Origin of the sequence: Variovorax sp. NFACC27 (assembly GCF_048301545.1) — a bacterium.
Lineage (GTDB): Bacteria > Pseudomonadota > Gammaproteobacteria > Burkholderiales > Burkholderiaceae_C > Variovorax > Variovorax gossypii.
This window is the reverse complement of the sequence record NZ_CP157613.1, coordinates 1565320-1590005: the sequence shown is the minus strand read 5'-3', so window position 1 is coordinate 1590005 and position 24686 is coordinate 1565320. Positions and strand designations below refer to the sequence as shown.

General features: G+C 69.5%; 22 protein-coding genes. 17 read left to right on the top strand and 5 right to left on the bottom strand.

Annotation, left to right across the window (positions count from 1 at the left end):
- From gspI to ABL840_RS07310, 16 genes are all read left to right on the top strand, one after another.
- A complete protein-coding gene (gene gspI / locus ABL840_RS07385) occupies window positions 1-390 on the top strand; it encodes a type II secretion system minor pseudopilin GspI (protein ID WP_093196640.1) in 390 nt (129 codons plus the stop codon).
- 3 nt (window positions 391-393) lie between these two features.
- A complete protein-coding gene (locus ABL840_RS07380; RefSeq protein WP_093196642.1) occupies window positions 394-1089 on the top strand; it encodes a PulJ/GspJ family protein in 696 nt (231 codons plus the stop codon).
- Window positions 1086-2102: a type II secretion system minor pseudopilin GspK gene (gene gspK / locus ABL840_RS07375; RefSeq protein ID WP_093196644.1), complete on the top strand. Its 1017-nt coding sequence runs from the start codon at window positions 1086-1088 to the stop codon at window positions 2100-2102. The genes ABL840_RS07380 and gspK overlap by 4 nt, the downstream gene beginning before the upstream one ends.
- Before the next feature lie 126 nt (window positions 2103-2228).
- Complete coding sequence (gene gspL, locus ABL840_RS07370; RefSeq protein ID WP_093196646.1) at window positions 2229-3440, top strand: type II secretion system protein GspL; 1212 nt, start codon at window positions 2229-2231, stop codon at window positions 3438-3440.
- Window positions 3437-3994, top strand: a complete 558-nt coding sequence (gspM, locus tag ABL840_RS07365; RefSeq protein ID WP_093196648.1) for a type II secretion system protein GspM — start codon at window positions 3437-3439, stop codon at window positions 3992-3994. Before gspL ends, gspM begins: the two co-directional genes overlap by 4 nt.
- A gap of 19 nt (window positions 3995-4013) precedes the next feature.
- The gene (gspN, locus tag ABL840_RS07360; protein WP_093196650.1) at window positions 4014-4814 is read left to right on the top strand and encodes a type II secretion system protein N; all 801 of its coding nucleotides are present in this window, start codon (window positions 4014-4016) and stop codon (window positions 4812-4814) included.
- Between the two features lie 5 nt (window positions 4815-4819).
- Window positions 4820-7159 (top strand): type II secretion system secretin GspD, encoded by a 2340-nt coding sequence (gene gspD / locus ABL840_RS07355; protein ID WP_093196652.1) that lies wholly within the window; start codon window positions 4820-4822, stop codon window positions 7157-7159.
- Between the two features lie 16 nt (window positions 7160-7175).
- Window positions 7176-8567, top strand: coding sequence for a GspE/PulE family protein (locus ABL840_RS07350; RefSeq protein ID WP_093197221.1), 1392 nt, complete (start codon window positions 7176-7178; stop codon window positions 8565-8567).
- 18 nt (window positions 8568-8585) lie between these two features.
- On the top strand, window positions 8586-9824 hold the full coding sequence (gene gspF, locus ABL840_RS07345; RefSeq protein WP_093196654.1) for a type II secretion system inner membrane protein GspF: 1239 nt from the start codon (window positions 8586-8588) through the stop codon (window positions 9822-9824).
- Between the two features lie 34 nt (window positions 9825-9858).
- Entirely contained in the window at window positions 9859-10758 is a 900-nt protein-coding gene (locus tag ABL840_RS07340; RefSeq protein ID WP_093196656.1) for a 5'-nucleotidase, read from the top strand.
- 114 nt (window positions 10759-10872) lie between these two features.
- The gene (locus ABL840_RS07335; RefSeq protein WP_093196658.1) at window positions 10873-11058 is read left to right on the top strand and encodes a hypothetical protein; all 186 of its coding nucleotides are present in this window, start codon (window positions 10873-10875) and stop codon (window positions 11056-11058) included.
- A gap of 33 nt (window positions 11059-11091) precedes the next feature.
- Window positions 11092-13338: a phosphocholine-specific phospholipase C gene (locus ABL840_RS07330; RefSeq protein WP_093196660.1), complete on the top strand. Its 2247-nt coding sequence runs from the start codon at window positions 11092-11094 to the stop codon at window positions 13336-13338.
- Window positions 13339-13385: 47 nt separating this feature from the next.
- Window positions 13386-14288 (top strand): LysR substrate-binding domain-containing protein, encoded by a 903-nt coding sequence (locus ABL840_RS07325; RefSeq protein WP_093196662.1) that lies wholly within the window; start codon window positions 13386-13388, stop codon window positions 14286-14288.
- Between the two features lie 121 nt (window positions 14289-14409).
- On the top strand, window positions 14410-15825 hold the full coding sequence (locus tag ABL840_RS07320) for a nucleobase:cation symporter-2 family protein (RefSeq protein WP_093196664.1): 1416 nt from the start codon (window positions 14410-14412) through the stop codon (window positions 15823-15825).
- 4 nt (window positions 15826-15829) lie between these two features.
- Window positions 15830-17257 carry an 8-oxoguanine deaminase gene (locus ABL840_RS07315; RefSeq protein ID WP_093196666.1) on the top strand — a complete coding sequence of 476 codons (1428 nt, stop codon included), beginning with the start codon at window positions 15830-15832 and terminating at the stop codon, window positions 17255-17257.
- Between the two features lie 177 nt (window positions 17258-17434).
- On the top strand, window positions 17435-19444 hold the full coding sequence (locus ABL840_RS07310; protein ID WP_093196668.1) for a lipoxygenase family protein: 2010 nt from the start codon (window positions 17435-17437) through the stop codon (window positions 19442-19444).
- A 1-nt stretch (window position 19445) separates the two neighbouring features.
- Here the strand turns inward: ABL840_RS07310 and ABL840_RS07305 are convergent, their stop codons facing one another.
- From ABL840_RS07305 to ABL840_RS07295, 3 genes are read right to left on the bottom strand one after another with little or no spacing between them, the layout of a single operon-like run.
- A complete protein-coding gene (locus ABL840_RS07305) occupies window positions 19446-20735 on the bottom strand; it encodes a c-type cytochrome (RefSeq protein WP_093196670.1) in 1290 nt (429 codons plus the stop codon).
- Window positions 20736-20751: 16 nt separating this feature from the next.
- Window positions 20752-21462, bottom strand: a complete 711-nt coding sequence (locus tag ABL840_RS07300) for a c-type cytochrome (RefSeq protein WP_093299777.1) — start codon at window positions 21460-21462, stop codon at window positions 20752-20754.
- Window positions 21459-21647, bottom strand: coding sequence for a DUF2970 domain-containing protein (locus ABL840_RS07295; RefSeq protein WP_093196674.1), 189 nt, complete (start codon window positions 21645-21647; stop codon window positions 21459-21461). Before ABL840_RS07295 ends, ABL840_RS07300 begins: the two co-directional genes overlap by 4 nt.
- A 97-nt stretch (window positions 21648-21744) precedes the next feature.
- Between ABL840_RS07295 and ABL840_RS07290 the strand changes: the two genes are divergently transcribed.
- Entirely contained in the window at window positions 21745-23163 is a 1419-nt protein-coding gene (locus tag ABL840_RS07290) for a PLP-dependent aminotransferase family protein (protein ID WP_093196676.1), read from the top strand.
- Here ABL840_RS07290 and ABL840_RS07285 read toward each other — a convergent pair.
- Together ABL840_RS07285 and ABL840_RS07280 are read right to left on the bottom strand one after the other, a co-directional pair.
- Window positions 23111-24385 carry an MFS transporter gene (locus tag ABL840_RS07285; protein WP_093196678.1) on the bottom strand — a complete coding sequence of 425 codons (1275 nt, stop codon included), beginning with the start codon at window positions 24383-24385 and terminating at the stop codon, window positions 23111-23113. The two genes, ABL840_RS07290 and ABL840_RS07285, sit on opposite strands and share 53 nt — an antisense overlap.
- A 94-nt stretch (window positions 24386-24479) precedes the next feature.
- Window positions 24480-24623 (bottom strand): hypothetical protein, encoded by a 144-nt coding sequence (locus ABL840_RS07280; RefSeq protein ID WP_170217084.1) that lies wholly within the window; start codon window positions 24621-24623, stop codon window positions 24480-24482.
- Window positions 24624-24686 lie beyond the last annotated feature (63 nt).

Genomic DNA, 24686 nt, shown 5'->3' with positions numbered 1-24686 from the left:
ATGAGCGCACGACGACGCCCTCCTGCTTCGCCCTCGCGCATCGGCGGCTTCACGCTGATCGAAGTGCTGATCGCGCTCGGCATCGTCGCGATCGCGCTGGCCGCGGGCTCCCAGGCCACCATGTCGCTCACGCGCAACGCGCAGCGCCAGTCCGACCTCGTGCTGGCCGACCTGTGCGCCGAGAACGAGCTCGCCAAGGCCCGCCTCTCGAGGCAGATGCCGGCGGTGGGCGACTCCGGGTCCATCTGCCTGCAGGCCGGCGTCTCGTTCAACGTGACCACCTCGACCATCCCGACGCTCAACCCGAACTTCCGGCGCGTCGACGTGCAGGTGCGCGACGAGGCCGACTGGCCGATCCTGCGCATCTCCACCGTGGTGGGGAGGTACTGATCGATGCGGCAACACGCTGGCGTTCGCGCCGCACGCGGCTTCACGCTGATCGAGCTGCTCGTCGCCATCGCGGTGATGGCGCTGCTCTCGCTCGTGAGCTGGCGCGGGCTCGAGAGCATGTCGCGCGCCACCACGCACAACCAGCAGCGAGCCGATGCAGTGCTCACTCTGCAGGCCACGCTCGCGCAATGGGGCGCCGACCTCGACGCAGTGACCACGCTCGCGCAGACCCGCCCCGTCGACTGGGACGGCCGGGTGCTGCGGCTCACGCGCCGCGGCAGCGACGACACGGCGCCTTCGGTGCAGGTGGTGGCATGGACGCTGAAGTCCGGCCCCGACGGCGTGCGCTGGCGGCGCTGGCAATCGCTGCCGTTCACCACGCGCGGCGAATGGCAGCAGGCCTGGAACCTCGCGGCCGCCTGGGCGCAGGACGGCGGCGTGGGCTCGAACGGCGGCTACAGCGACGTGGCTCTGGTGCCGGCCAACAGCTGGCAGATCTTCTTCTTCCGCGACAACAGCTGGGTGCCGGCCAGCCAGCTGCCCACTACCCAGCCCAACCCCAACAACCCCTCGGGCCCCATCGTCGCCATGCCCGACGGCGTGCGCCTCGTCATCACGCTGCCGCCGGGCGATGGCCTCTCGGGCACGCTCACGCGCGACTGGGTCAAGCCGACCGTGGGGGCGCCGAAGACGTCATGACAGCGCACAGCAAGAAGCAGCAGCAAGGAGGGCGCCAGTCGGGCGCCGCCCTGCTCGCCGCGATGCTGACCGTGATGCTCGTGGCCACCTTCGCCGCCGCGGCGTTGTGGCAGCAGTGGCGCTCGGCCGAGGTCGAAGGCGCCGAGCGGGCACGCGTGCAGGCCGCCTGGGTGCTGATCGGCGCGCTCGACTGGTCGCGCCTCATCCTCGGCGAGGACGGCCGCGCCGGCGGCCCCGACCACCTGGGCGAGCCCTGGGCCGTTCCGCTGGAGGAAGCGCGGCTCAACAGCTTTCTCTCGGCCGAGAAGAACGTGGCCAGCGACAACCTCGAAGGACTGCCCGACGCCTTCCTCTCGGGCCGCATCGTCGATGCGCAGTCCAAGCTCAACGTGCTCGCGCTGGTCGACAACGGCAAGCCGTCGCCCGCGGGCGTTGCCACCTTCACCCGGCTGTTCAACCTGCTGGGCCTGCCCGTGTCGGAACTCAGCCTGATGACCACGCGCCTCGCGGCGGCCCTTGCCACGGGCACCTCGACCGATGGCAGCGGCAGCGGTGGCGATGGGGGCGATTCCGGTGCCGCGCCGCTGCTGCCGCAGCAGGTTTCGCAACTGGTGTGGCTGGGCCTCTCACCTTCCACCGCCTCGGCGCTCGAGCCGTACGTGACGATCCTGCCGGTGAAGACCACGCTCAACCTCAACACCGCGAGCGCCGAGGCCATCAGCGCGAGCATGGAGTCGCTCAACATCGCGAGCGCGCGCCAGCTGGTGGACCGCCGCTCGCGCACCTTCTTCAAGGACATCGCCGCCGCCAATGCCGCGCTGCCCAGCGGCACCGCCCCATTCAACGCGGCCCAGCACGGCGTGGGCACCCAGTTCTTCGAGGTCTACGGCAAGCTGCGGCTCGATCGCACCTACGTGGAGGAACGCTCGTTGCTACAGCGAAGCGGTGTCACGGTGACGACGATCTGGCGCACACGCGGCGCCGGCGCAACGAACACTCCGGTCAAACCCTGATTTCGATGCATTATTTGTAGCCAAAAAGCCTTCCAGAGCGCGTCACATCAGCGTGATACGCTATGAAAAACAGAGCGCCACCATGTCAGACGCGCACCTACAATCACCGGCTTTTCCAAGATCCACATGACTCCCCTGCTGCTCATTGCTCCCCTCCCTCCGGCCGATGCCGCGGGCGAGTACGACTGGGCCCAGGCAGGCGACGACGGCATTGCATTGCGCAACCAGGGCCGTGCGTTGCTGGCGCTGCTGCCCTCGAGCGCGGAGGTCATGCTCGGCATTCCTTCCGCGGCTCTCTCGTGGCACCGAGTGACGCTGCCCAAGGGCAGCATGGGCAGTGCGTCGAAGCTGCGTGCAGTGCTCGACGGCCTGCTGGAGGAACACCTGCTCGACGAACCCGAAGCCCTGCACTTCGCGCTCGAGCCCGATGCCAAGGCCGGCGCACCCGTGTGGGTCGCGGCCTGCAACCGCATCTGGCTGCGCAGCTTGGTGCAGGGGCTCGAGGCCGCCGGCCGTCGCGTGGTGCGCATCGTCCCCGAATTCGCGCCGCAGCCGGCCGACGGTCCGCCGATGCTGCTGGTCACCGGCGAGCCCGAGGCACCGCGGCTCACGGTCTGCGACGCCGACGGCGTGGTCTCGCTGCCGCTGGCCGGCGCGGGCGTGGCGCTGTCGGACGGCCTTCCGCTTGACACCGCGGTGATCACCACCGAACCCGCCGTCGCCGAGGCCGCCGAGCACCTGCTGCAGCGCCGCGTGCCCATCGTGCAGTCGCCGCAGCGCTGGCTGCAGGCCGCGCGCACCCCCTGGGAGCTCGCCCAGTTCGATCTTGCGGTGACCGGTCGCGCGCGTGCCGGCAAGAAATTCGCGTCGGTGGTGCAGACGCTGCGCTACGCGCCCGAGTGGCGCGCAGCGCGCTGGGGCGTGGTCGCGCTGCTGCTCACCCAGCTCATCGGCCTCAACGCCTGGGCCTGGAAGGAACGCAACGCGCTCGAATCGAAGCGCCAGGCCGCCAAGGCGATGCTGACGGCGACCTTCCCCTCGGTGAGGGTCGTGGTCGACGCGCCACTGCAGATGCAGCGCGAGGTCGCCTCGCTGCAGCAGGCCGTGGGCGACGTGGCGAACAGCGACTTCGAACCCATGGTCGGCGCGCTCGCCGCAGTCCTTCCTCCCGGCAAGGTGCCGAGCGCCGTCGACTACAACGCAGGCCAGCTGCGCCTGCGCGGGCTCGGGCTGCAGCCGTCGGAGGTCTCGCAGATCACCGGCGCGATGGCGCCGCGCGGCTACAACGTGCGCACCGAGGGCGACCTCCTGCTGGTACAGGCCGAGGCCAACCGATGAACTTCAGCGAACAGCTCAAGGCCCGCTGGGCCACCCTGGAAGCGCGCGAGCGCCGCATGGTCTACGCCGCCGCCGCGCTCGTGGCACTGGCGCTGCTGTGGTGGATCGCGCTCGCTCCCGCGCTGCGCACGCTGTCGGCGGCGCCTGCCGAGCATGCGCGGCTCGACGCGCAGCTGCAGCAGATGGCCACCCTGCAGGCCCGCGCGAAGGCGCTGCAGTCGCAGCCCCGCCTGAACCGCGACGATGCGCTGCGCGCGCTCGAGACCTCGGTTCGCGAAGGCCTGGGCACAAGCAATGCGCAACTCATGGCATCCGGTGGCGACGGCGCCGCCACGGTCTCGCTGCGCGGGGCACCCGCCTCCACCGTCGCGCAATGGCTCGGCCAGGCCCGCGGCAATGCGCACGCGGTGCCGCGCGAAGTCCACCTGACCCGCGCACCGGCCTCGACGTCGGCATCGACGCCGCCATCGTCGCCCGCAGCCAAGGACGCACCGAAGACGCCGCCCGTCCGCTGGGACGGCACCGTCGTCATGGCGCTGCCCGCGGCGCGATGAGCAGCAACAAGCGCCCCGCATGCTGAGCCGCACCCCCATCCCCGAAGCCCGACCGCGCCGCGGCTGGCGCTGGGCGCTGCTCGGCGCCGCCATCGGCCTGCTGCTGGCGGTGGTGCTGTTCGCGCCGGCGCGCTGGCTGTCGGCGGCGCTGTCGAGCTGGAGCCAGGGCCGCCTGGTGCTGGCCAACCCGCGCGGCACCGTCTGGAACGGCACGGCCGCGGTGGTCCTCGCCAGCGGCGCGGGCGGCACGCAGGCGGTGTCGCTGCCCGGCCTGGTGCACTGGCGCATGCGCCCCGGCTTCGGCGGCATCTCCGCCAGCCTCGACCTGCAGTGCTGCGCCGCGCAGCCGCTCGAACTCAAGGCAAGCCCGCGCGCGGGCGGCATGCAGCTCGCCTGGCAGGACAGCCGCTCGCGCTGGCCCGCCACCCTGCTCACGGGCCTGGGCGCGCCGTGGAACACGCTCAAGCTCGAAGGCGCGCTCGACCTCACAACCAAGGCCTTCTCGATGCAGTGGGACGGCCCGGCGCTGCGCATCGCCGGCCAGGCCACGCTCGACGCCACCGATGTTTCCTCCAGCCTGTCGACCCTGCGGCCGATGGGCAGCTACCGGCTCACGCTCGAAGGCGGCAGCCGCCCCACGCTGCTGCTGAGCACGCGCGAGGGCAGCCTCGAACTGAACGGCAGCGGCAGCTGGAACGGCACCTCCTTCCGTTTCAACGGCGAAGCCAGTGCCGCGCCCGGCCGCGAAGACGCTCTTTCCAATTTGTTGAACATCATCGGGCGGCGCGACAACGCGCGTTCGATCATCACCCTGGGTTGATCCTCATGATGAAGCCACTGTTTTCGACCGGCACCGTCGCACTCGCCGTGCGCGTGCTGATCGCCGCCACGTTCCTGCAGGGCGCGCCGCTCGCGTTCGCGCAGACCGGCGACGCGCCGCGCCGCGGCGAGCCGATCACGCTGAACTTCTCCAACGCCGACATCGAGGCCGTCGCCCGCACCATGGCTGTGGTCACCGGCCGCGACGTGGTGGTCGACCCGCGCGTGAAGGGCACGATGAACCTGGTCACCGACCGCGCCATCCAGCCGGCGGCCGCCTTCAACCAGTTCGCTTCGGCGCTGCGCCTGCAGGGCTTCGCGGTGGTGGAGGCCGACGGTCTCTACAAGGTGGTGCCCGAGGCCGACGCCAAGCTGCAGAGCAGCACCGTCAACACCTCCATCAGCGCCACGGCGTCCAGCGGCAGCAACCAGATCGTCACGCAGATCTTCCGCCTCAACTACGAGTCGCCGAACAACCTGCTGCCGGTGCTTCGCCCGCTGATCCCGCCGAACAACACCATCAACGTGAACCCGGGCAACAACTCGCTCGTGATCACCGACTACGCGGACAACATGCGCCGGCTGGCGCGCATCATCGCGTCGCTCGACGTGCCGAACGCCTCCGACATCGAGGTCATCCAGCTCAAGCACTCGGTCGCCACCGACATGGTGCCGCTGGTGCAGCGGCTGGTCGACGGCGGCGGCTCCGGCGCGCCCGGCGCGGCGGCGGCCCCGGGCGCGGCCGATGCGTCGTTCCGCACCACCCTGATGGCCGACCCGCGCAGCAACTCGCTGATCCTGCGCGCGGCCAACCCGGCGCGCGTGGCGCTGGTGCGCACGCTGGTCGACAAGCTCGACCGCCCCGCCGCCGAAAGCAGCAACGGCGCGGCCGGCAACATCTACGTGGTGTACCTGAAGAACGCCGACGCAGTGCGCCTGGCGGCCACGCTGCGCGCCGCGATGGCGGCGAACCAGGTGAGCACCACGCCGGGCACGCCTGGCGCCACCGGCAGCGCGGCGCCGCAGCAGAGCGCGCCGCAGGCGATGCAGGTGAACCTGAACAGCGGCAGCCAGTCCGGGGCCTCGGCCGCCGCCAGCGCACCGCTCAACAACGCCAACCAGCCTTCCACCGGCGGCCAGATCCAGGCCGACCCGTCGACCAACTCGCTGATCATCACCGCGCCCGAACCGCAGTACCGCCAGATGCGCGCGGTGATCGACAGGCTCGACGGCCGCCGCGCGCAGGTCATGATCGAGGCGCTGATCGTCGAGGTGAGCGACACGGCCGCCGCGAAGTTCGGCGTGCAGTGGCAGAGCGCGCTGGGCAACAACGCTGTGCTCGGCACCAACTCCTCGGTGGCCGGCGCCAACCTGCTGACGCTGACCCAGGCACTGGCCACGCGCAACGCCTCCGGCCTGGCCGGCGCGATCACGCCCGGCATGAACCTCGGCATCGCCGGCAAGGTCGGCGGCCAGTACATCCTGGGTGCGATCGCCAGCTTCTTCGACAGCGACAAGGACGCCAACGTGCTGTCCAAGCCCAACCTGCTGACGCTGGACAACGAAGAGGCCAAGATCGTGATCGGCCAGAACGTGCCCTTCGTCACCGGCCAGTACGCCAGCACCTCGGGCTCGGTCGGCGTCAACCCGTTCACCACCGTCGAGCGCAAGGACGTCGGCCTCACGCTGCGCGTGCGCCCGACCATCAACGAGAACGGCACCGTGAAGCTGACGATCTTCCAGGAGACGTCCACGGTCGACCAGAACACTGCCAACAACCAGAACGGCCCCACCACCAACAAGCGCTCGATCGAATCGAGCGTGCTGGTGGAAGACGGCGGCCTCGTCATGCTCGGGGGCCTGCTGTCGGACACCTACGGCAACACGATCGAGAAGGTGCCGCTCGCAGGCGACATTCCCGTGCTCGGCAACCTGTTCAAGAGCCAGGCCCGCACGCGCGAGAAGATCAACCTCATGATGTTCCTGCGCCCCGCGGTGATGCGCGATGCCGCTGCCACCGAGGCCTTCTCGTACGACCGCTACGACGAGATCCGCGGCATGCAGCAGCGCTCGCAGCCCGACACCTCGAACGTGATGCTGCGCGGCGTGGACGGCTCGAACATCCTGCCCGAGCTGGCGCCTCCGGCACGCACGACGGCCCCCACGTCGTCGAATTCGTCGACCTCGTCGGCCGCGACCGTCTCGCGCGGCGGCTCGCGCCTCGAAGGCACCCAGCTGATCCCGCCATCGCAGCCCGCGGCGGACACCCGCAAGCTGGCGCCGAGCCCGCTGCGCGGCGCCCTGCCCCCCACCGCCGACCCGGTGAGCTCGCGGGAAATGCCTTGATACTGACCTGATGTCCATGCGCTATCCCCTGCCCTACGCCTTCGCACGCAGCCAGCAGCTGTTGCTCGAGGAGACCGACGACGGCCGCTACACGTTGTGGATGTCGCCCAACCCGGCGCGCAGCGCGGTCGGCGAGGTCTCGCGCAAATATGGCGTGCAGGCCTTCGAGGTGCTGGCCGACGGCCCGCTGGCGCAGCGCATCAGCGCGGCCTACGCGCAGGGCGAGTCGAGTGCCGCCGCGGTGGTGAGCGAGGTGCAGAGCGACGCCGACCTCTCGCGCATGATGCAGGAGCTGCCGGCGGTCGAAGACCTGCTGGAAAGCGCGGGCGACGCGCCCATCATCCGCATGCTGAACGCGCTGCTCACGCAGGCCGCGCGCGACGGCGCGAGCGACATCCACATCGAGCCCTACGAGCGCACTTCGTCCGTGCGCTTTCGCATCGACGGCACGCTGCGCGAGGTGGTGCAGCCCAACCGCGCGCTGCACGCGGCGCTGATTTCGCGCCTGAAGATCATGGCCGACCTCGACATCTCCGAGAAGCGGCTGCCGCAGGACGGGCGCATCTCGCTGCGCATCGGCACTCGCGCGGTCGACGTGCGGGTGTCGACGCTGCCGAGCGCGCACGGCGAACGCGCCGTGCTGCGCCTGCTGGACAAGAGCGAATCGAAGCTCACGCTCGAATCGGTGGGCATGCAGGGCGACACGCTGGAGCGCTTCGAGAAGCTCATCGCGCAGCCGCACGGCATCATCCTCGTGACCGGCCCGACCGGCTCGGGCAAGACCACCACGCTGTACGCCGCGCTGGCCCGGCTCGACGCAAGCCGCAGCAACATCATGACGGTGGAAGACCCCATCGAGTACGAGCTGCCGGGCGTGGGCCAGACGCAGATCAACGCGAAGATCGAGCTCACCTTCGCCAAGGCCCTGCGCGCCATCCTGCGGCAGGACCCGGACGTGATCATGATCGGCGAAATCCGCGACTTCGAAACCGCGCAGATCGCCATCCAGGCCTCGCTGACCGGCCACCTGGTGCTGGCCACGCTGCACACGAACGACTCCGTCAGCGCCGTCACGCGTCTCACCGACATGGGCGTCGAGCCCTTCCTGCTGAGCTCGTCGCTGCTGGGCGTGCTCGCCCAGCGCCTCGTGCGCAAGGTCTGCACCTCGTGCGGCGGCGCGGGCTGCGAAGCCTGCGGCCAGACCGGCTACCAGGGCCGCACCGGCATCTTCGAACTGCTGGTGGCGGACGACGAAGTGCAGGCGCTCATCCACGGCAAGGCTGCGGAAAGCCAGCTCTTCGAGGCCGGCGAACGCGGCGGCCTGCGCTCCATGCGCGAGGACGGCGAGCGACTGGTGCAGGCCGGCATCACCTCGCGCGCCGAGCTGCTGCGCGTCACCCGCGAGTAGCGAGCAAGAAAAAAAGAGATGCCCGCCTACGCATTCGAAGCCATCGACGCCAGCGGCCAGTCGCGCGAAGGCGTGCTGGAAGCCGACACCGCCCGCAGTGCGCGCAGCCTGCTGCGGGCGCAGGCGCTCATTCCGCTGTCGGTCAAGCCGGTGGGCAGCGAGCATGCCGGCGGTGCAGGCCAGCGCAGCGGCCTCGGACGATGGCTCGGCGGCGGCAAGCGCGTCTTCAACTCGACCGGCCTCGCGGTGTGGACGCGGCAGCTCGCAGGCCTCGTCTCTTCGGGCCTGCCGCTGGAACGTGCTCTCACCGCCCTCACCGACGAGGCCGAATCCGAGCAGCAGCGCAACCTCGTCGCCTCGCTGCGCGCCGAAGTCAACGCGGGCTCGCCGTTCGCGCGTGCGCTGTCGGCGCATCCGCGCGAGTTCTCGCCCATCTATACCGCCGTGATCGGCGCCGGCGAGCAGAGCGGCAACCTGGGCCTCGTGCTCGACCGCCTCGCCGACGACCTCGAGGAACGGCAGGCGCTGCAGCAGAAGCTGATCGGTGCGGCGCTGTACCCGGCCATCGTCACGCTGGTTGCGATCGTGATCGTGATTTTCCTCGTGAGCTACGTGGTGCCGCAGGTGGCGCAGGTGTTCGCGGGCACCAAGCGCTCGCTGCCCTTTCTCACCACCGTGATGCTTTCGCTGAGCGCCGGCGTGCGCAACTACGGCTGGTGGATGCTGGCCGGCGTGGTGCTCGCCGCCATCGGCACGCGGCTCGCGCTGGCGCAGGAAGCGCTGCGCCTGAAGTTCGACGCGGCCTGGCTCAAGCTGCCGCTGGTGGGCAAGCTCTCGCGCGGCTACAACGCGGCGCGCTTCGCGAGCACGCTCGCCATGCTGGCCACGGCCGGCGTGCCGATCCTGCGCGCGCTGCAGGCTGCTTCCGAGACGCTGGGCAACCGCGCGATGCGCGCCGACGCGCTCGACGCGCTGGTGCTGGTGCGCGAGGGTGCGCCGCTGGCTTCGGCGCTGGCGCAGAAGAAACGCTTTCCCGGGCTGGTGTCGATGTTCGCCCGGCTCGGCGAGCAGACCGGCACGCTGCCGCTGATGCTGCAGCGCGCCGCCAACCAGCTCGGCGCCGAAGTGCAGCGCCGCGCGATGCACCTCGCCACCATCCTCGAGCCGCTCCTGATCGTGGCGATGGGCGGCGTGGTGATGCTGATCGTGCTGGCCGTGATGCTGCCTATCATCCAGCTGAACCAGTTCGTCAAGTGACGACGGTCGGCCCGCAGAGCAGGACGCACGCAACATGCCCGTAACCCTCGAAGACAAGCTCGTGGTCGCGATCTCCTCGCGCGCCCTGTTCAACCTCGAAGAAGAAAACAAGGTCTTCGAGGCCGGCGACAACGAGGGCTACATGAAGCTGCAGCTCGACCGCATCGACGTGCCGGCCGCGCCCGGCATCGCCTATTCGCTGATCCGCAAGCTGCTGCGCTTCAACGACGACGGCGTGCAGCGCGTGGAGGTGGTGATCCTCTCGCGCAACGACCCGGTCTCGGGCATGCGCATCTTCAAGTCGAGCGCGGCTGCCGACATCCGGCTTCAGCGCGGCGTTTTCACCCAGGGCCGCCCGCCCTTCGGCTACCTGCGTCCGCTGCGCGCGCACCTGTTCCTGTCGGTCAACGCGCAGGACGTGCGCGAGGCGCTCAACGCCGGCTTTCCGGCGGCTCGCGTGCTGGTCGAATCGGTGAAGGCCAGCGACGCATGGCCGAACGAAGTGCGCATCGCCTTCGACGGCGACGCGGTGCTGTTCTCCGACGAGGCCGAGCGCGTGTACCAGAAAGATGGCCTCGACGCCTTCCAGGCGCACGAACTCAGCAAGGCCGACCTGCCCCTGCCCGAAGGCCCGTTCAAGCCGCTGCTGATGGCGCTGCACCGCCTGCAGATGGCCGGCAACGCGCAGATGCGCATCCGCACCGCGCTGGTGACCGCACGCAGCGCGCCGGCGCACGAGCGCGCCATCCGCACGCTGATGAAGTGGAACATCCGCGTCGACGAGGCCATGTTCCTCGGCGGCCTGCCCAAGGGCGAGTTCCTGCGCGAGTTCGAGCCCGACTTCTTCTTCGACGACCAGACGGGGCATGTGGATGCGGCCTCGCGGCACGTGCCTGCGGGGCATGTGAGCAGCGGGATCAGCAACGAGTCCTGAGGCGGCGCACGAGCGCGTGCAACGCGCGCTTACATCCCTGACATCGCGGAATTCATCCCGACGTCATTGAGCCTTTCTAGCCTCTGCGGCACAACACCGAGAGAGGATCTCCCCATGCGACTCGTCATCTCGCGCGCGCGTCACGCCTGCGCGCTGCTCTTCGTTGCCTGCGCACTTTCCGCCTGCGGCGGAAGCGGTGGCGGCGGCGGTTTTGCCGGCCTGCCCGGCACGGTCACACCACCCACCACGACGCCGCCACCGGACACCGGCGTCAAGCCCGAGAAGCGCTGCGCACCCTGAGCGCCCGAAGAAACACGACAAGAAGCCTTCCCCATGAATTCACGCCGCAAGTTCCTCACCGGCACCGCCACCACCGGCGCCGCAGCCCTCGCACTCAGTGCGTTTCCGCCGAGCATCCGCCGTGCGCTCGCCATTCCGGCCAACAACAAGACCGGCACGATCAAGGACGTCGAGCACATCGTCATCCTGATGCAGGAGAACCGCTCCTTCGACCACTACTTCGGCATGCTGCCGGGCGTTCGCGGCTTCGGCGACCGCTTCACCGTTCCGCTGCCAGGCGGGCGCAACGTCTGGCAGCAGGGCGATGCCGACGGCAAGATCGTGCTGCCCTACCACCTCGACCAGACCAAGGGCAACGCGCAGCGCGTGAGCGGCACGCCGCACTCCTGGGGCGACAGCCAGGACGCATGGGACAACGGCCGCATCTCCCAGTGGGCGCGCCACAAGACGAGCGCGGCCATGGGCTACTTCAAGGAAGCCGAGGTGCCGTTCCAGTTCTCGCTGGCCAACGCCTTCACGCTGTGCGACAGCTACCACTGCGCGATGCACACCGGCACCGACGCCAATCGCTCCTTCCACCTGACCGGCACCAACGGGCCGACCGCCCAGGGCGTGGCCTACGTCACCAACGAGTGGGACTGGCTCGACGGGCGTGCATCGGCGGTGAACACCGGCTACACGTGGAAGACCTACGCCGAACGGCTCGAAGATGCCGGCGTGAGCTGGATCTGCTACCAGAACATGCCCGACGAATGGGGCGACAACATGCTCGGCGCATTCCGCCAGTTCAGGCGCGCCAACCGGGCCTCGCCCTTCCCCGTCTCCAGCGGCGGCGAGCCCAACGTGCCCTATTCCGACAGCGGCCAGGCAGCACCCTATCACGCCTACGACGCCGCCAGCGACAACCCGGGCAACCCGCTCTACAAGGGCATCGCCAACACCCTGCCGGGCAGCAAGCCGGAGGAATACCTCGACGCCTTCAGGCGCGACATCAAGGCCGGCCGCCTGCCGCAGGTGAGCTGGATCAACGCGCCCTCCGTCTATTGCGAACACCCCGGCCCCTCCAGCCCGGTGCAGGGCGCCTGGTTCCTGCAGGAAATCCTGGACGCGCTCACGGCCGTGCCCGAGGTCTGGAGCAAGACCGTGCTGCTGGTCAACTTCGACGAGAACGACGGCTACTTCGACCACGTGCCCTCGCCTTCCGCGCCTTCGGTCAACCCCGACAAGTCGAAGGCCGGCAAGACCACGCTCGCCGATGCCGACATGGCGCACGAGTACTTCACGCAACCGCCGCCGGAAGGCAGCACCTCGCAGCCCGCGCCCGACGGTCGCGTGTTCGGCCCCGGTCCGCGCGTGCCGCTGTACGTGCTTTCGCCGTGGAGCCGCGGTGGCTGGGTCAACTCGCAGGTGTTCGACCACACCTCGGTGCTGCGCTTCATCGAGGCACGATTCGGCGTGAAGGAGCCGAACATCTCGCCATTCCGCCGCGCGGTGTGCGGCGACCTCACGAGCGCCTTCAACTTCGCCACGCCCAACAGCGAGACTCTGCCCACGCTCACCGGCCGCAGGAACAGGACCGAGGCCGACAAGCTGCGCCTCGACCAGGAGGCGCTGACGCAGGTGCCGCTGCCGCCCGATCCGCAGTTGCCGCGCCAGCCCACCGGCACGCGGCCCTCGCGCGCGCTGCCCTACGAGCTGCACACCAGCGCCCTCGCCGATGCGGTCGGAGGAAAGCTCAAGCTGCTCTTCCTCAACACCGGCAAGGCCGCCGCCGTGTTCCACGTCTACGACAGGCTGCATCTCGACCGCCTGCCGCGCCGCTACATGCTCGAGGCCGGCAAGGCACTCGACGACAGTTGGGCCGCGATGGCCGACGACGCCGGTGCCTACGACCTGTGGGTGCTCGGCCCCAACGGCTTCCACCGCCATTTCAAGGGCAACCTCAACACCCTGCGCGCGGGCGGTGCGGCGCAACCCGAGGTGCGCGTGTGCTACGACATCACCAACGGCAACGTCTACCTGAACATGCGCAACGACGGCAAGGCCGCGTGCAGGTTCACCGTCACCGCCAAGGCCTACCGCAACGACGGGCCCTGGACCGCAACCGTGAACGGCGGCACCAACGCAGACCAGCCCTGGGATCTCGCAGCCAGCGGCCAGTGGTACGACTTCGCGGTCACCTACGACGCCGACCCCGCCTACTACCGCCGCTTCGCAGGCCGCGTCGAAACCGGCAAGCACACGGTGAGCGACCCGGCCATGGGCTTGCCCGACCTCTGAACCCGCATGCATGATTCGCCCCGCGCCCCCAGCGGCGCGGGGGAAACATGCACGCCAAGGTCATTCGCTATTTCGTCGAGGTGGTTCGCGCGGGCTCGATCCGCAAGGCGGCCGAGCAGCTGCATGTGGTGCCCACGGCGGTCAACCGGCAGATCCTGAATCTCGAGGAGGAGTTGGGCGCCCCGCTCTTCGAGCGCATCCACAACACGCTGAAGCTCACGCCCGTGGGCGAGATCGTGCTGGCCCACGCGCGCGGCACGCTGCACGAGTTCGACCTGGTGCGCCAGCGCATCGAGGCCGTGCGAGGGCTGCGCCAGGGCGAGGTCACGCTCGCCACCACGGCGGGCCTGGCCGACTCCTTCCTTCCGGCCGTGGTGCAGCGCTTTCGCGAGGCGCATCCCGGTATCCAGCTGAAGCTGCTAGGCCTGCCGATCGCGGCGGTGCTGCGCAGCGTGAGCGAGGGCGACGCCGACCTGGCGCTGGCCTACGACGTGCCCGGCACCGCCGGCTTTCGCACGCTGTTCGCCAGCGAGTGGCCGATCGGCGCGGTGGTGCCGCCCGGCCACCCGCTGACTGCCCATGCGACGACGGTTCTGGCCGAGTGCGTCGGCTATCCGCTGATCCTGCCGGCGCCTTTGCTGTCGATCCGGCCCATCCTCGATGCGGCCTTCGGGCTCTCGGGGGTCAGCGCCTCGCCGGTCGTCGAAACCACTTCCACCGCGCTCATGCGCCGGCTGGTGCGCCAGGGCGGCGGCATCACGCTGCTCAACCGGCTCGACGTCGACGAGGAGCGGCAGGAGGGCTCGCTGGTCTTCGTTCCGTTGCGCGACGCCGCGCTGCGCGCCCAGACGCTCACACTCGAGACCCGTGCCTCGCAGCCTCCGAGCCCCGCGGCTGAGCTGTTTGCCAACCACCTGGTGGCCAGCCTCGACGAGTTGCTGGCGTCCTGATCGCGCCGCCCAAGTCCGTCCACTTTTTGTGCACAGGGCGGGTCATTTATTGACTTTGCGCGTGCGAATGCATCGCTCCTAGACTGCCGCGCCGGTTCATCGGCAGGAAAGAAAGGTCCACATGCTTTCGAACGATAAAAAGACCCCCGCAGGAGACGGCGAAGGGGTCGACCAGAAGCTTCCCCTCGGCCGCTGCGGCGCGCTGAGCCTGCAGCACGTGCTCGTGATGTACGCGGGCACGGTGGCGGTGCCGCTCATCGTGGGCGGCGCGCTCGGCCTCTCTAAAGCCGACATCGCCTTCCTCATCAATGCCGACCTCTTGGCCGCGGGCATCGCCACGCTGGTGCAGGCCATCGGCTTCTGGCGCTTCGGCATCCGCATGCCGGTGATGATGGGCGTGACCTTCGCGGCGGTCGGCCCGATGATCGCCATCGGCATCGATCCTTCGCTGGGCCTGCCAGCGATCTACGGCGCCACCATCGTGGCGGGGGTGTTCGGCATGCTGGTCGCGCCGCTGATGGGGCGCGTGCTGGGCGTGTTTCCTCCGCTGGTGACGGGCACGGTCATCACGCTGATCGGCGTGTCGCTCATGGGCGTGGCCATCAACTGGGCTGCGGGCGGGCAGCCCACCGCGACCCGCATGGTCGACGGCGTGGCGCATGCGGTGGCGAACCCCGCCTACGGCGAGCCGGTGAACCTGGCGATCGCGGCGGCGGTGCTGCTGGTGATCATCGCGATCACGCGCTTCGGCAAGGGCCTGGTTGCCAACATCGCGGTACTGCTGGGCATCGTCTTCGGCGTCGGCCTGTCGCTGGCGCTCGGGCGCATGCACTTCGACGGGCTGGCCGAGGCAAGCTGGGTCGCGGTGACCACGCCCTTTCACTTCGGCATGCCGCGCTTCGAGCTCACGGCCATCGCCTCGATGTGCATCGTGATGCTGATCACGCTGGTCGAATCCACCGGCATGTTCCTCGCGCTCGGCGAGATCACCGGCCGCAAGGTGGGCACCGATGCGCTGACGCGCGGCCTGCGCGCCGACGGCCTGGGCACGGTGATCGGCGGCGTGTTCAACACATTCCCGTACACCTCGTTCTCGCAGAACGTGGGGCTCGTGACAGTCACCGGCGTGCGCTCGCGCTACGTGGCGGCCGGCGGCGGCGTGCTGCTCATCGCGCTCGCGCTCTTCCCGAAGATCGCGCACATCGTGGCCTCGGTGCCGCAGTTCGTGCTCGGCGGCGCGGGCATCGTGATGTTCGGCATGGTGGCGGCCACGGGCGTGCGCATCCTCGGCGAGATCGACCATTCGCAGAACCGCCATGCGCTGTACGTGATCGCGATCTCCATCGGCCTGGGGCTGATCCCCACGCTGTCGCCGAACTTCTTCCAGCACTTTCCGGCCTGGACGCATCCGCTGACGCACAGCGGCATCGTGCTCGGCACCTGCGCCGCGGTGCTGCTCAATCTTTTCTACAACGGCGTGCTGTCGAGGGAGCGATCCTTCACACTGGCGGCGCGCACCTCGCATGGGACCGAATGACATCATGAACACATCCACCACCGCCACGCCCTCCCCGCTGCGTATCGTCCGGCACGCCGACGTGCTGGTCACCATGGACGCCGCGCGGCGCGAGATCCGCGACGGTGCGGTGGTGATGCAAGGGCCCGCAATCGCCTGGGTCGGAGAGACAGCGCAGCTGCCGGCGGTGTACCTCGACGCCCTGCGCGAGGGCCGCGCCGAAGCCATCGACATGCACGGCCACGTCGTGATGCCCGGACTGGTCAACACGCACCACCACATGTACCAGAGCCTCACGCGCGCGGTGCCCGAAGCGCAGGACGCCGAGCTCTTCGGCTGGCTCACCAACCTGTACCTGCTGTGGGCGCGCCTCACGCCCGAGATGATCCGCGTGTCCACGCAGACCGCGATGGCAGAGCTGATGCTCTCGGGCTGCACCACCACCAGCGACCATCTCTACCTGTTTCCCAACGGCTCGCGGCTCGACGACTCCATCGAGGCAGCCGACGCAATGGGAATGCGCTTCCACGCGGCGCGCGGCAGCATGAGCGTGGGCCGCAGCGCCGGCGGCCTGCCGCCCGACGAGGTGGTGGAGACCGAGGAAGCGATCCTGCGCGACAGCGAGCGGCTCATCGACCGCTGGCACGACGCCTCGCGCCATTCGATGCGCCGCATCGTGCTCGCGCCCTGCTCGCCCTTCTCGGTGTCGCGCGACCTGATGCGCCTGTCGGCCGAACTCGCGCGCGAGCGCGGCGTGTCGCTGCACACGCACCTGGCCGAGAACGACAACGACGTGGCCTATTCGCGCGAGAAGTTCGGCATGACGCCGGCCGAGTACGCCGAAGACCTTGGCTGGGTCGGCCGCGACGTTTGGCACGCGCACTGCGTGAAGCTCGACGAGGCTGGCATCGCGCTCTTCGGCCGCACCGGCACCGGCGTTGCGCACTGCCCCTGCTCCAACATGCGGCTGGCCTCGGGCATCGCGCCCATCGGTGCGATGCGCCGCGCGGGCGTGCCCGTGGGGCTGGGCGTGGACGGCAGCGCGTCGAACGACGGCGCGCACATGCTGGGCGAGGCTCGGCAGGCCATGCTGCTGCAGCGCGTGGGCTACGGCCCGGCCGCGATGACTGCGCGCGAGGCACTCGAAATCGCCACGCTTGGGGGCGCGAAAGTATTGGGCCGCGACGACATCGGCTCAATCGCGCCCGGCATGTCGGCAGACATCGTGGCCTTCGACATGCGCGGCGTCGCGCACGCGGGCGCGGGGCACGACCCGGTGGCTGCGCTGGTGTTCTGCACGCCGGCCTCGGTGTCGCTGAGCGTGATCGGCGGCACGGTCCGCATCCGCAATGGCGAATTCACCGGGCTCGAGCTGTCACCGCTGCTGGCAAGGCACCGCGACCTGGCGCACACGCTGTACGAAGCCGCGCGTCATCCGCATACTGCCGCCTGACTGCATCCTGACCCGCTTCCGGCGCGGTTGCTGTGCACCTTCGAGGTAGGCAGCAACCCTGATTGCCAACGCCGGAGCCCCTCCGCAGAATCCGGCCACAAATAGAACGAGCGTTCGATTTTGTGGCCAACCACCCCGTCGGCCTTCCCAAGATTCATAACGACAGGGAACTCCCCGATGAAGCGCAGAGACATCCTCAAATGGTCCGCCTCGGCGGGCGGCCTGGGCCTGCTGGCCGGCAAGACTTCCACCGCCTCGGCCGCGCTGCCGGTGCCCAAGCCCACGCTGCCGCAGAAGATCGACCCGATCAGCGCCACGCTGCGGCGGCTCGAGCTGGTGGGGCGGCAGGCGACCTATCTCTGGACCGAGTCGCACATCAACCTGGCCGGCGTGCCGATGGGCGCTGTGGTGCCCGCGACCGAGCTGCCTGCGCTGGAGCACCAGCTCAAGACGATCGCGAAGGCGCTGGAAGCCGTCACCAATTTCGCGGCTTCGTTCGCCACCAGCGCGCTGGCCTCGGGCAGCCTGCAGTCGCTCGATAACCTGCGCACGCGACTGGCCGGCCTGCAGGCCAGCTTCGACCAGCTGCTGGCCGCCAACGGCGGGCTGGCGACGCTGCCGGCCGCGGTGCTGGCGCTGCTGGGCACGCTCACCGGCACGGCGGGCGACATCGCCACGCAGCTCAAGCAGATCCACCACGACCTGCTGTCGCAGGGCCCGTTGGGCGCACTGAACGGTCCGAAGACGGTGGCTCAATACGACGCCCTCTTCGTCACCATCGAGAAGCCCGCCATCGCGCAACTGCTGCACGACAACGACCTGTTCGCCGCCATGCGCGTGTCGGGGCCCAACCCGATGCTGATACAGCGCGCTACCACGCTGCCGGCGAAGTTCCCGCTGGGCGACGCGCAATACCGGCAGGTGATGGGCGCGGGCGACAGCCTCGCCGACGCTGCCGCCTCGGGCCGGCTCTACATCCTCGACTACGAAGGCCTGGGCGACATGGCGCCCGCCGGCCCGCAGATCAAGCCGCTCACGGGCACGGGCTACATCCACGCGCCCATCGCGCTGTTCGCACGGCCGAAGACCGGCCGCTCGCTGGTGCCGGTCGCCATTCAATGCGGGCAGGACCCGGCCGCGAACGCGATCTTCCTGCGCGTGGACGACACCGCGAACGCCGAGGCTTACTGGGCCTGGCAGTCGGCCAAGACCGTGGTGCAGGTGGCCGACTTCAACTACCACGAGATGTTCGTGCACCTGGGCCGCACGCACCTGATGTCGGAAGCCTTCGCGATGGCCACGCAGCGCCAGCTCGCGACCGCGCACCCGCTGAGCCGGCTGCTGTCGCCGCACCTGGAAGGCGCGATGTTCATCAACGAGGCCGCGACGCTGATCATCATGGCGCCGCTGACCACGGGCGACGTGATCCTCGCCGCGCCCATCGAGACGCTGCAGCAGCAGTGTGGCCGCGACCGGCTGGCCTACGACTTCTACGACCGGATGATGCTGCCCAACGACCTGCGCACGCGCGGCGTGGACGATGCGACCGCGCTGCCCGACTACCCGTACCGCGACGACGCGCTGCTGGTGTGGAACGCGATCGCGCAGTGGGTGGGCGACTACGTAGCCACCTACTACCTGAGCGACGCCGACGTGACCGGCGACTACGAGCTCAAGGCCTGGGCCACCGAGCTGGCCACCAGCGGCAAGGTGCACGGCTTCCGCGCGATCACCACGCGCGCGCAGCTGATCGACGTGCTCACCGCCATCATCTTCAACGCCAGCGCGCAGCACGCGGCGGTGAACTTCCCGCAGTATTCGGTGATGACCTATGCGCCCTTCAGCGCGGGCACCGAAGGCACACCGGCGCCGACGAGCAGCACCGGGCAGAACGAGGCGAGCTGGTCGCAGATGCTGCCCTCGCGACTGGCGGCGCAGGAGCAGATCCTGCTGTTCCACATCCTCGGCGGCGTGTACTACCGGCCGCTGGGCGAATACAAGGACAACGTGTTCCCGCATCTGCCGGTGCTGCTGGACCCTGCCATCGCGGGGCAAGGCGGGCCGCTGGAGCGCTTTCGTAATGCGCTCGCGGGCATCGAGGCCACCATCGGCCAGCGCAACACCACGCGCGTGCGGCCCTACGAGCACCTGTTGCCGAGCCGGATTCCGTCCAGCACGAACATCTGACTCAGCGCCGCATGGTGTCGAGCTGCGTGACGGGCGGGCTGTCGTTGCCCCAGGAGCCGCGCACGTAGGTGAGCACTGCCGCTACCTCGGCTGCGTCCAGCGTCTGGCCGAACGGCGGCATGCCGTAGGGACGCGGATTGCCGGAGGTCGATGGCAGGAAGCCGCCGTGCGAGATCACCTGGATCAGGTTGGTGGGCCGCGCCATGTTCACGGCGCGATTGCCCGCCAACGGCGGATAGGCGCCAGCCGCGCCCTGCCCCTGGTCGCCATGGCAGTAGGCGCAGCGCTGGTCGTAGATCTTCGCGCCGCGCGCCATGGTGCCGGCATCGCGGCGGATCGGGGCCTTCGCTGCTGCGACGGCCGGGGCTTCGGCCTTCGGCGCGTCGGGCAGATCCTTGAGGTAGTTCGCCATCGCCGCAAGGTCGGCGTCGCTCAGGTACTGCGTGCTGCGGAACACCACGTCGGCCATCGGCCCCATGACCGATCCGCGCGGCGCGGTTCCGTTCTTGAGCAGCGCCACCACCTCGGTTGCAGGCCAATCGGCCAAGCCCGCCTCGTGCGGATCGGTGAGCGAAGGTGCATACCAGTTCTCGACCGCGATGAGGCCGCCCGATAGCCCCAGCTTCGTCTCCGTCGCCCCCAGCGAGTTGCGGCTGCCGTGGCAGGCGATGCAATGGCCCAGGCCGTTGACCAGGTAGGCGCCACGGTTCCATTCGGCGGGCTTGCCGGCATTGGCGACGAATGGCTCGGGCTTGAACGAGAGCGCGCGCCACACGGCCAGCGCGGCCTGCGTGTCGTACGGAAAGCGCAGCCGGTGCTCCCGGTTGGGCACCGCCGAGGGCGGCACGCTGCGCAGGTAGGCGTAGATCGCGTCGGAGTCCTCGCGCGTCACCTGCGTGAAGCTGGGATACGGGAACGCCGGATACAGCAGCCGCCCATCCTTGCTTCGGCCGTTGTGCATCGCGCGCCAGAAATGCGCGCTGCTCCAGCTACCGATGCCGGCCTTGTCGTCGGGCGTGAGATTGCTCGAATAGACGGTGCCGAAGGGCGTGTCGATCGGCATGCCACCCGCGTAGGGCTCGCCGCCGCGCGTGGTGTGGCAGCCCGCGCAGTTGCCGGCCAGCGCGAGGTAGCGCCCGCGCTCGACGAGTTGTGGCGTGGACTGGAAGGCCTCGGCCTGCGCGGGCAACGGGTCTTCGCCGCGCAGGTTCATCGCCACGATGCCGCCGGCGGCAGCGGCGCCGAGCACGACGAGCGCGAGCAGCGTCCAGGCGAGGTGTCGCAGTTTCATGATGGGCGCGGCTCCGTCACTTCGGCATGCCGCCGCAGGTCATGGGCAGCGGCGCGGGCAGCGAGGTCGCGGGTTTCGTGTCGACCGGCATCGGCTGCACGGCGAGCCAGCTCGCGACGGCGTTGATGTCGGCGGTGCTCATGCGCCGGCCGATGTCGGCCATGCAGTCGGGCGCCGGCGCGTGCCGCTCCTTCGTGAGCCAGGCACCGAGCTGCGACGACACGTACAGCCGCGGCAGCCCCAGCAGCCCCGGGATGGCCGGCTGTACGCCGGTCAACGCCGCGCCGTGGCACTGCACGCAGGCGGGGATGCCGCGCGCGGCGTCGCCTTCGCGCACCAGCTGGCGGCCGCGTTGGAGCTGCTCGGGCGTGGCGTCGCTGTTGGGGGAAATGGGCGGATACGGCAGCTGCAGCCCGGCGAAGTAATCGGCCATCTCGCGCAGATAGGCGTCCGACAGGTGCTGCACCATGTACGCCATGTCGCTGTTGAAGCGGCGGCCGTCGCGAAAGCTCACGAGCTGGTTGAACAGGTAGCCGGCCGGCTTGCCCGCCAACCGCGGAAAGTAGCCTGCGTTGGTGGTCGCGCCCTCGCGGCCGTGGCAGGCGATGCAGGCGGCCACGCGCTGCTCGATGGTGTCCGGCACGATGGCGGGCGTGGCCGCGTTCGCCATGCCCTGCACGACAAGCAGCAGCCCGAGCGCGAAGAGCCTGAGCGCGCGCTTCTTCATGTGCCGGCAACGTAGTGCGCCAGCGTGATCAGCCCCGCGATCAGCAGCAGCACCATCACGAGGGCCACGCCGATCAGCGGCAGGATGCCGACCTGCGCCGTCCGCCTCTCGGCGTCGGCCCGGCGGCCTCCCAGCCCGATGAAACTCCAGAGAACGGCGCGCAGCGCGCGCAAGAGATTCGACATGGGTCGAGTGTGGCCCAGGCCGGCTAGAAAAAACAGATGCAGATTCGCTCCAATTGACCGGTGCAGATAAAGTGCCTCCGAACGAACACCCCCAGCGATGAAGAGATACGAAGCCCTGGCCGCCGACATCGAGGCCTCGATCCGCAACGGCACGCTGAAGACCGGCGACCGCCTGCCCTCGGTGCGCCACACCGGCCAGAGCCGCGGAGTCAGCGCGTCGACCGTGTTCGAGGCCTACTACCTGCTCGAGGCGCGCGGCCTGGTGCGGGCGCGCGACCGCTCGGGCTACTACGTCACGGGCGGCGGCCTGCGCGACGCGCCGCCCGAATCCACACTCACCTCGCGCCCCGCCGGCGGGCCGAAGTCGCTCGACGTGAGCGACCAGGTGTTCGACATCCTCGAAGCCAGCATGTCACGCAAGGTCGTGCCCTTCGGCTCGGCCTTTCCGAGCCCGCTGCTCTTTCCGCTGGCGCGGCTCGGGCAATTCATGGCCGCAAGCGCCAGGTCGCTCGACCCGTGGAGCACGGTGGACGACCTCACGCCCGGCAGCGCGGCGCTGCGCCGGCAGATCGCGCTGCGCTACCTGGCCGACGGCATGCAGGTGGCAGCCGACGAGATCGTTGTCACCAACGGCGCACTGGAGGCGCTCAACCTCTGCCTCTCGGCGGTGACGCGACCGGGCGATACGGTGATCGTCGAATCGCCCACCTTCTACGCGGCGCTGCAGGCGCTGGAGCGCATGGGCCTGCGCGCCGTCGAGGTGCCGACGCATCCCGGCGAGGGCATCAACCTCGAAGCGCTGGAGCTGGCCATCGCGGCGCACAGGCCCACCGCATGCTGGTTGATGACCACCTTCCAGAACCCGCTCGGCAGCCTGATGCCCGACGCGAAGAAGAAGGCGCTGGTAGAGCTGCTCGCACGCCACGGCCTGCCGCTGATCGAGGACGACGTGTACGCCGAGCTCTACTTCGGCGAACGCCGTCCCGCGCCCGCGAAAGCCTTCGACACGCAGGGGCTGGTGCTGCACTGCTCCTCGTTCTCGAAATGCCTGGCGCCGGGCTATCGCATCGGCTGGACCTCGGCCGGCCGCTTCGCGCGCAAGGTCGCGCGGCAGAAGCTGTCGAGCACGCTCAGCACCTCTGCGCCGGCGCAGCTGGCGCTCGCGGGCTACCTGGAGAAAGGCGGGCTCGACAAGCACCTGCGTAAGCTACGCCAGACGCTGGCGGTGCAGCAGGCCAGCTTCGCGCAGGCCGTGGGGCACTACTTTCCGCCGGGCACACGCGCGACACGGCCGCTGGGCGGGTACTTCCTGTGGGTCGAGCTGCCGGCTCGGGCCAACGCGCTGGAGATCCACCGCAAGGCGCTGGAACTCGGCATCAGCGTCGCGCCGGGTCCGATCTTCTCGGCCACGCGCGCCTTCTCCAACTGCCTCAGGCTGAACTACGGCCACCCATGGGACGCGGTCAGCGAGCAGGCAATGCAAACACTCGGCCGCCTGATCGCCGAAGCGTCCTGAACAGCAGGAAGGACGCGATGCTCACGTTCACCAGGTTCCAGCCGATGCCGTTGATGAAGGCCGCGTGGTAGCTGCCCGTGAGGTCGAACACCTTGCCCGACATCCAGCCGCCCAGCGCCATGCCGAAGAGCGTGAACATCAGCACCGTGCCCACGCGTCCGCCCGCTTCCTTCGGCGGGAAGTGCTCGCGCACGATGATCGCGTACGACGGCACGATGCCGCCCTGAAACAGCCCGAACAGCGCCGAGATCACGTAGAGCGGCACCAGCCCGTCGAAAGGCAGGAACAGCAGCAGCGCCACGCACTGCAGCACGCCGCCCAGCAACAGCGTGCGCAGCCCGCCGATGCGGTCGCAGATGGCGCCCGACACCAGCCGGCTCACGATGCCGAAGCCCAGCATCAGCGACAGCATGATCGCGCCCTGCGCCGGTCCGTAGCCCAGGTCGCCGCAGTAGGCCACGATGTGCACCTGCGGCATCGCCATGGCAACGCAGCAGGCCACGCCGGCCACGCACAGCAGGCCCTGCGCCGTGCCCATGCTCAGGCCGAAGGGGCGCGTCATGTCGCGCGCAGCCACGGTGCCCGCTGCCGCGTTGGCCGGTGCCGCCACGACCAGCGCAGGTGGCCGTGCGCGAAAGAACATGGCCAGCAGCGCCATCGTCACGCCGCAGAAGATGCCCATGCCGATGTAGGTCTGGCGCCAGCCCACCGTTTCGACGAAGTGCTGCGCGATCGGCGGCCATACAGCGCCCGCCAGGTAGTTGCCGCTCGCGCACACTGCGACCGCAATGCCGCGCCGCTTGACGAACCAAAGCGAGGTGTCGGCCACCAGCGGCGCGAAAGCCACCGAGCTGCCGAGCAGGCCGACCAGCAGGGCCTGCACGATGGTGAAGCTGACAATGCCGCTGGAGAAGCCCGTGGCGACATAGCCCGCACCCAGAAAGATCGCCCCCATCAGCAGCGGCTTCATTACGCCGATGCGGTCCGCCAGCTTGCCCATCAGCACGCCGCCGAAGCCGAACCCGAGCATCAGCAACGTGTAGGGCAGCGAGGCATCGGCGCGCGCCACGCCGAACTCTGCCTGCACCGCCGGCAGCATCACCGACACCACGTACATGCCGCTGCTACCGACCGTCATGATCAGCAGCGTGAGGCCCAGGCGGACCATGGCGTAGCGTGAATCGGGCTGGTGCTGGTGGGTGGTTGTCTCGTTTGTCGTCATTGTTTTCTCCGCGGCGAGGATACCCCCTGGCGCGGAAACGCGAGACAAGCGAGGAGCCCGGTGGTGCCGGACCACCGTCAGGAGCGGCTTGCGCTCAACGATGCGCGACCAACGCAGGCGCGGCGACGATGCTCGTCGAAGCCTTGGGCACCGGCACGCCGGGCTTCGTCGGCTTTTCGTCGCACGCGGCCGTCAGCAGGCCGAGGCAGAAGAGAAGGACAAAGGCTGTGCTTCGCATGCGGGCCATGCTAGGCCCGCGAGGCGGCGCGTCAAGTCGGACGCTGCCGCTTTCTCTTCGTCG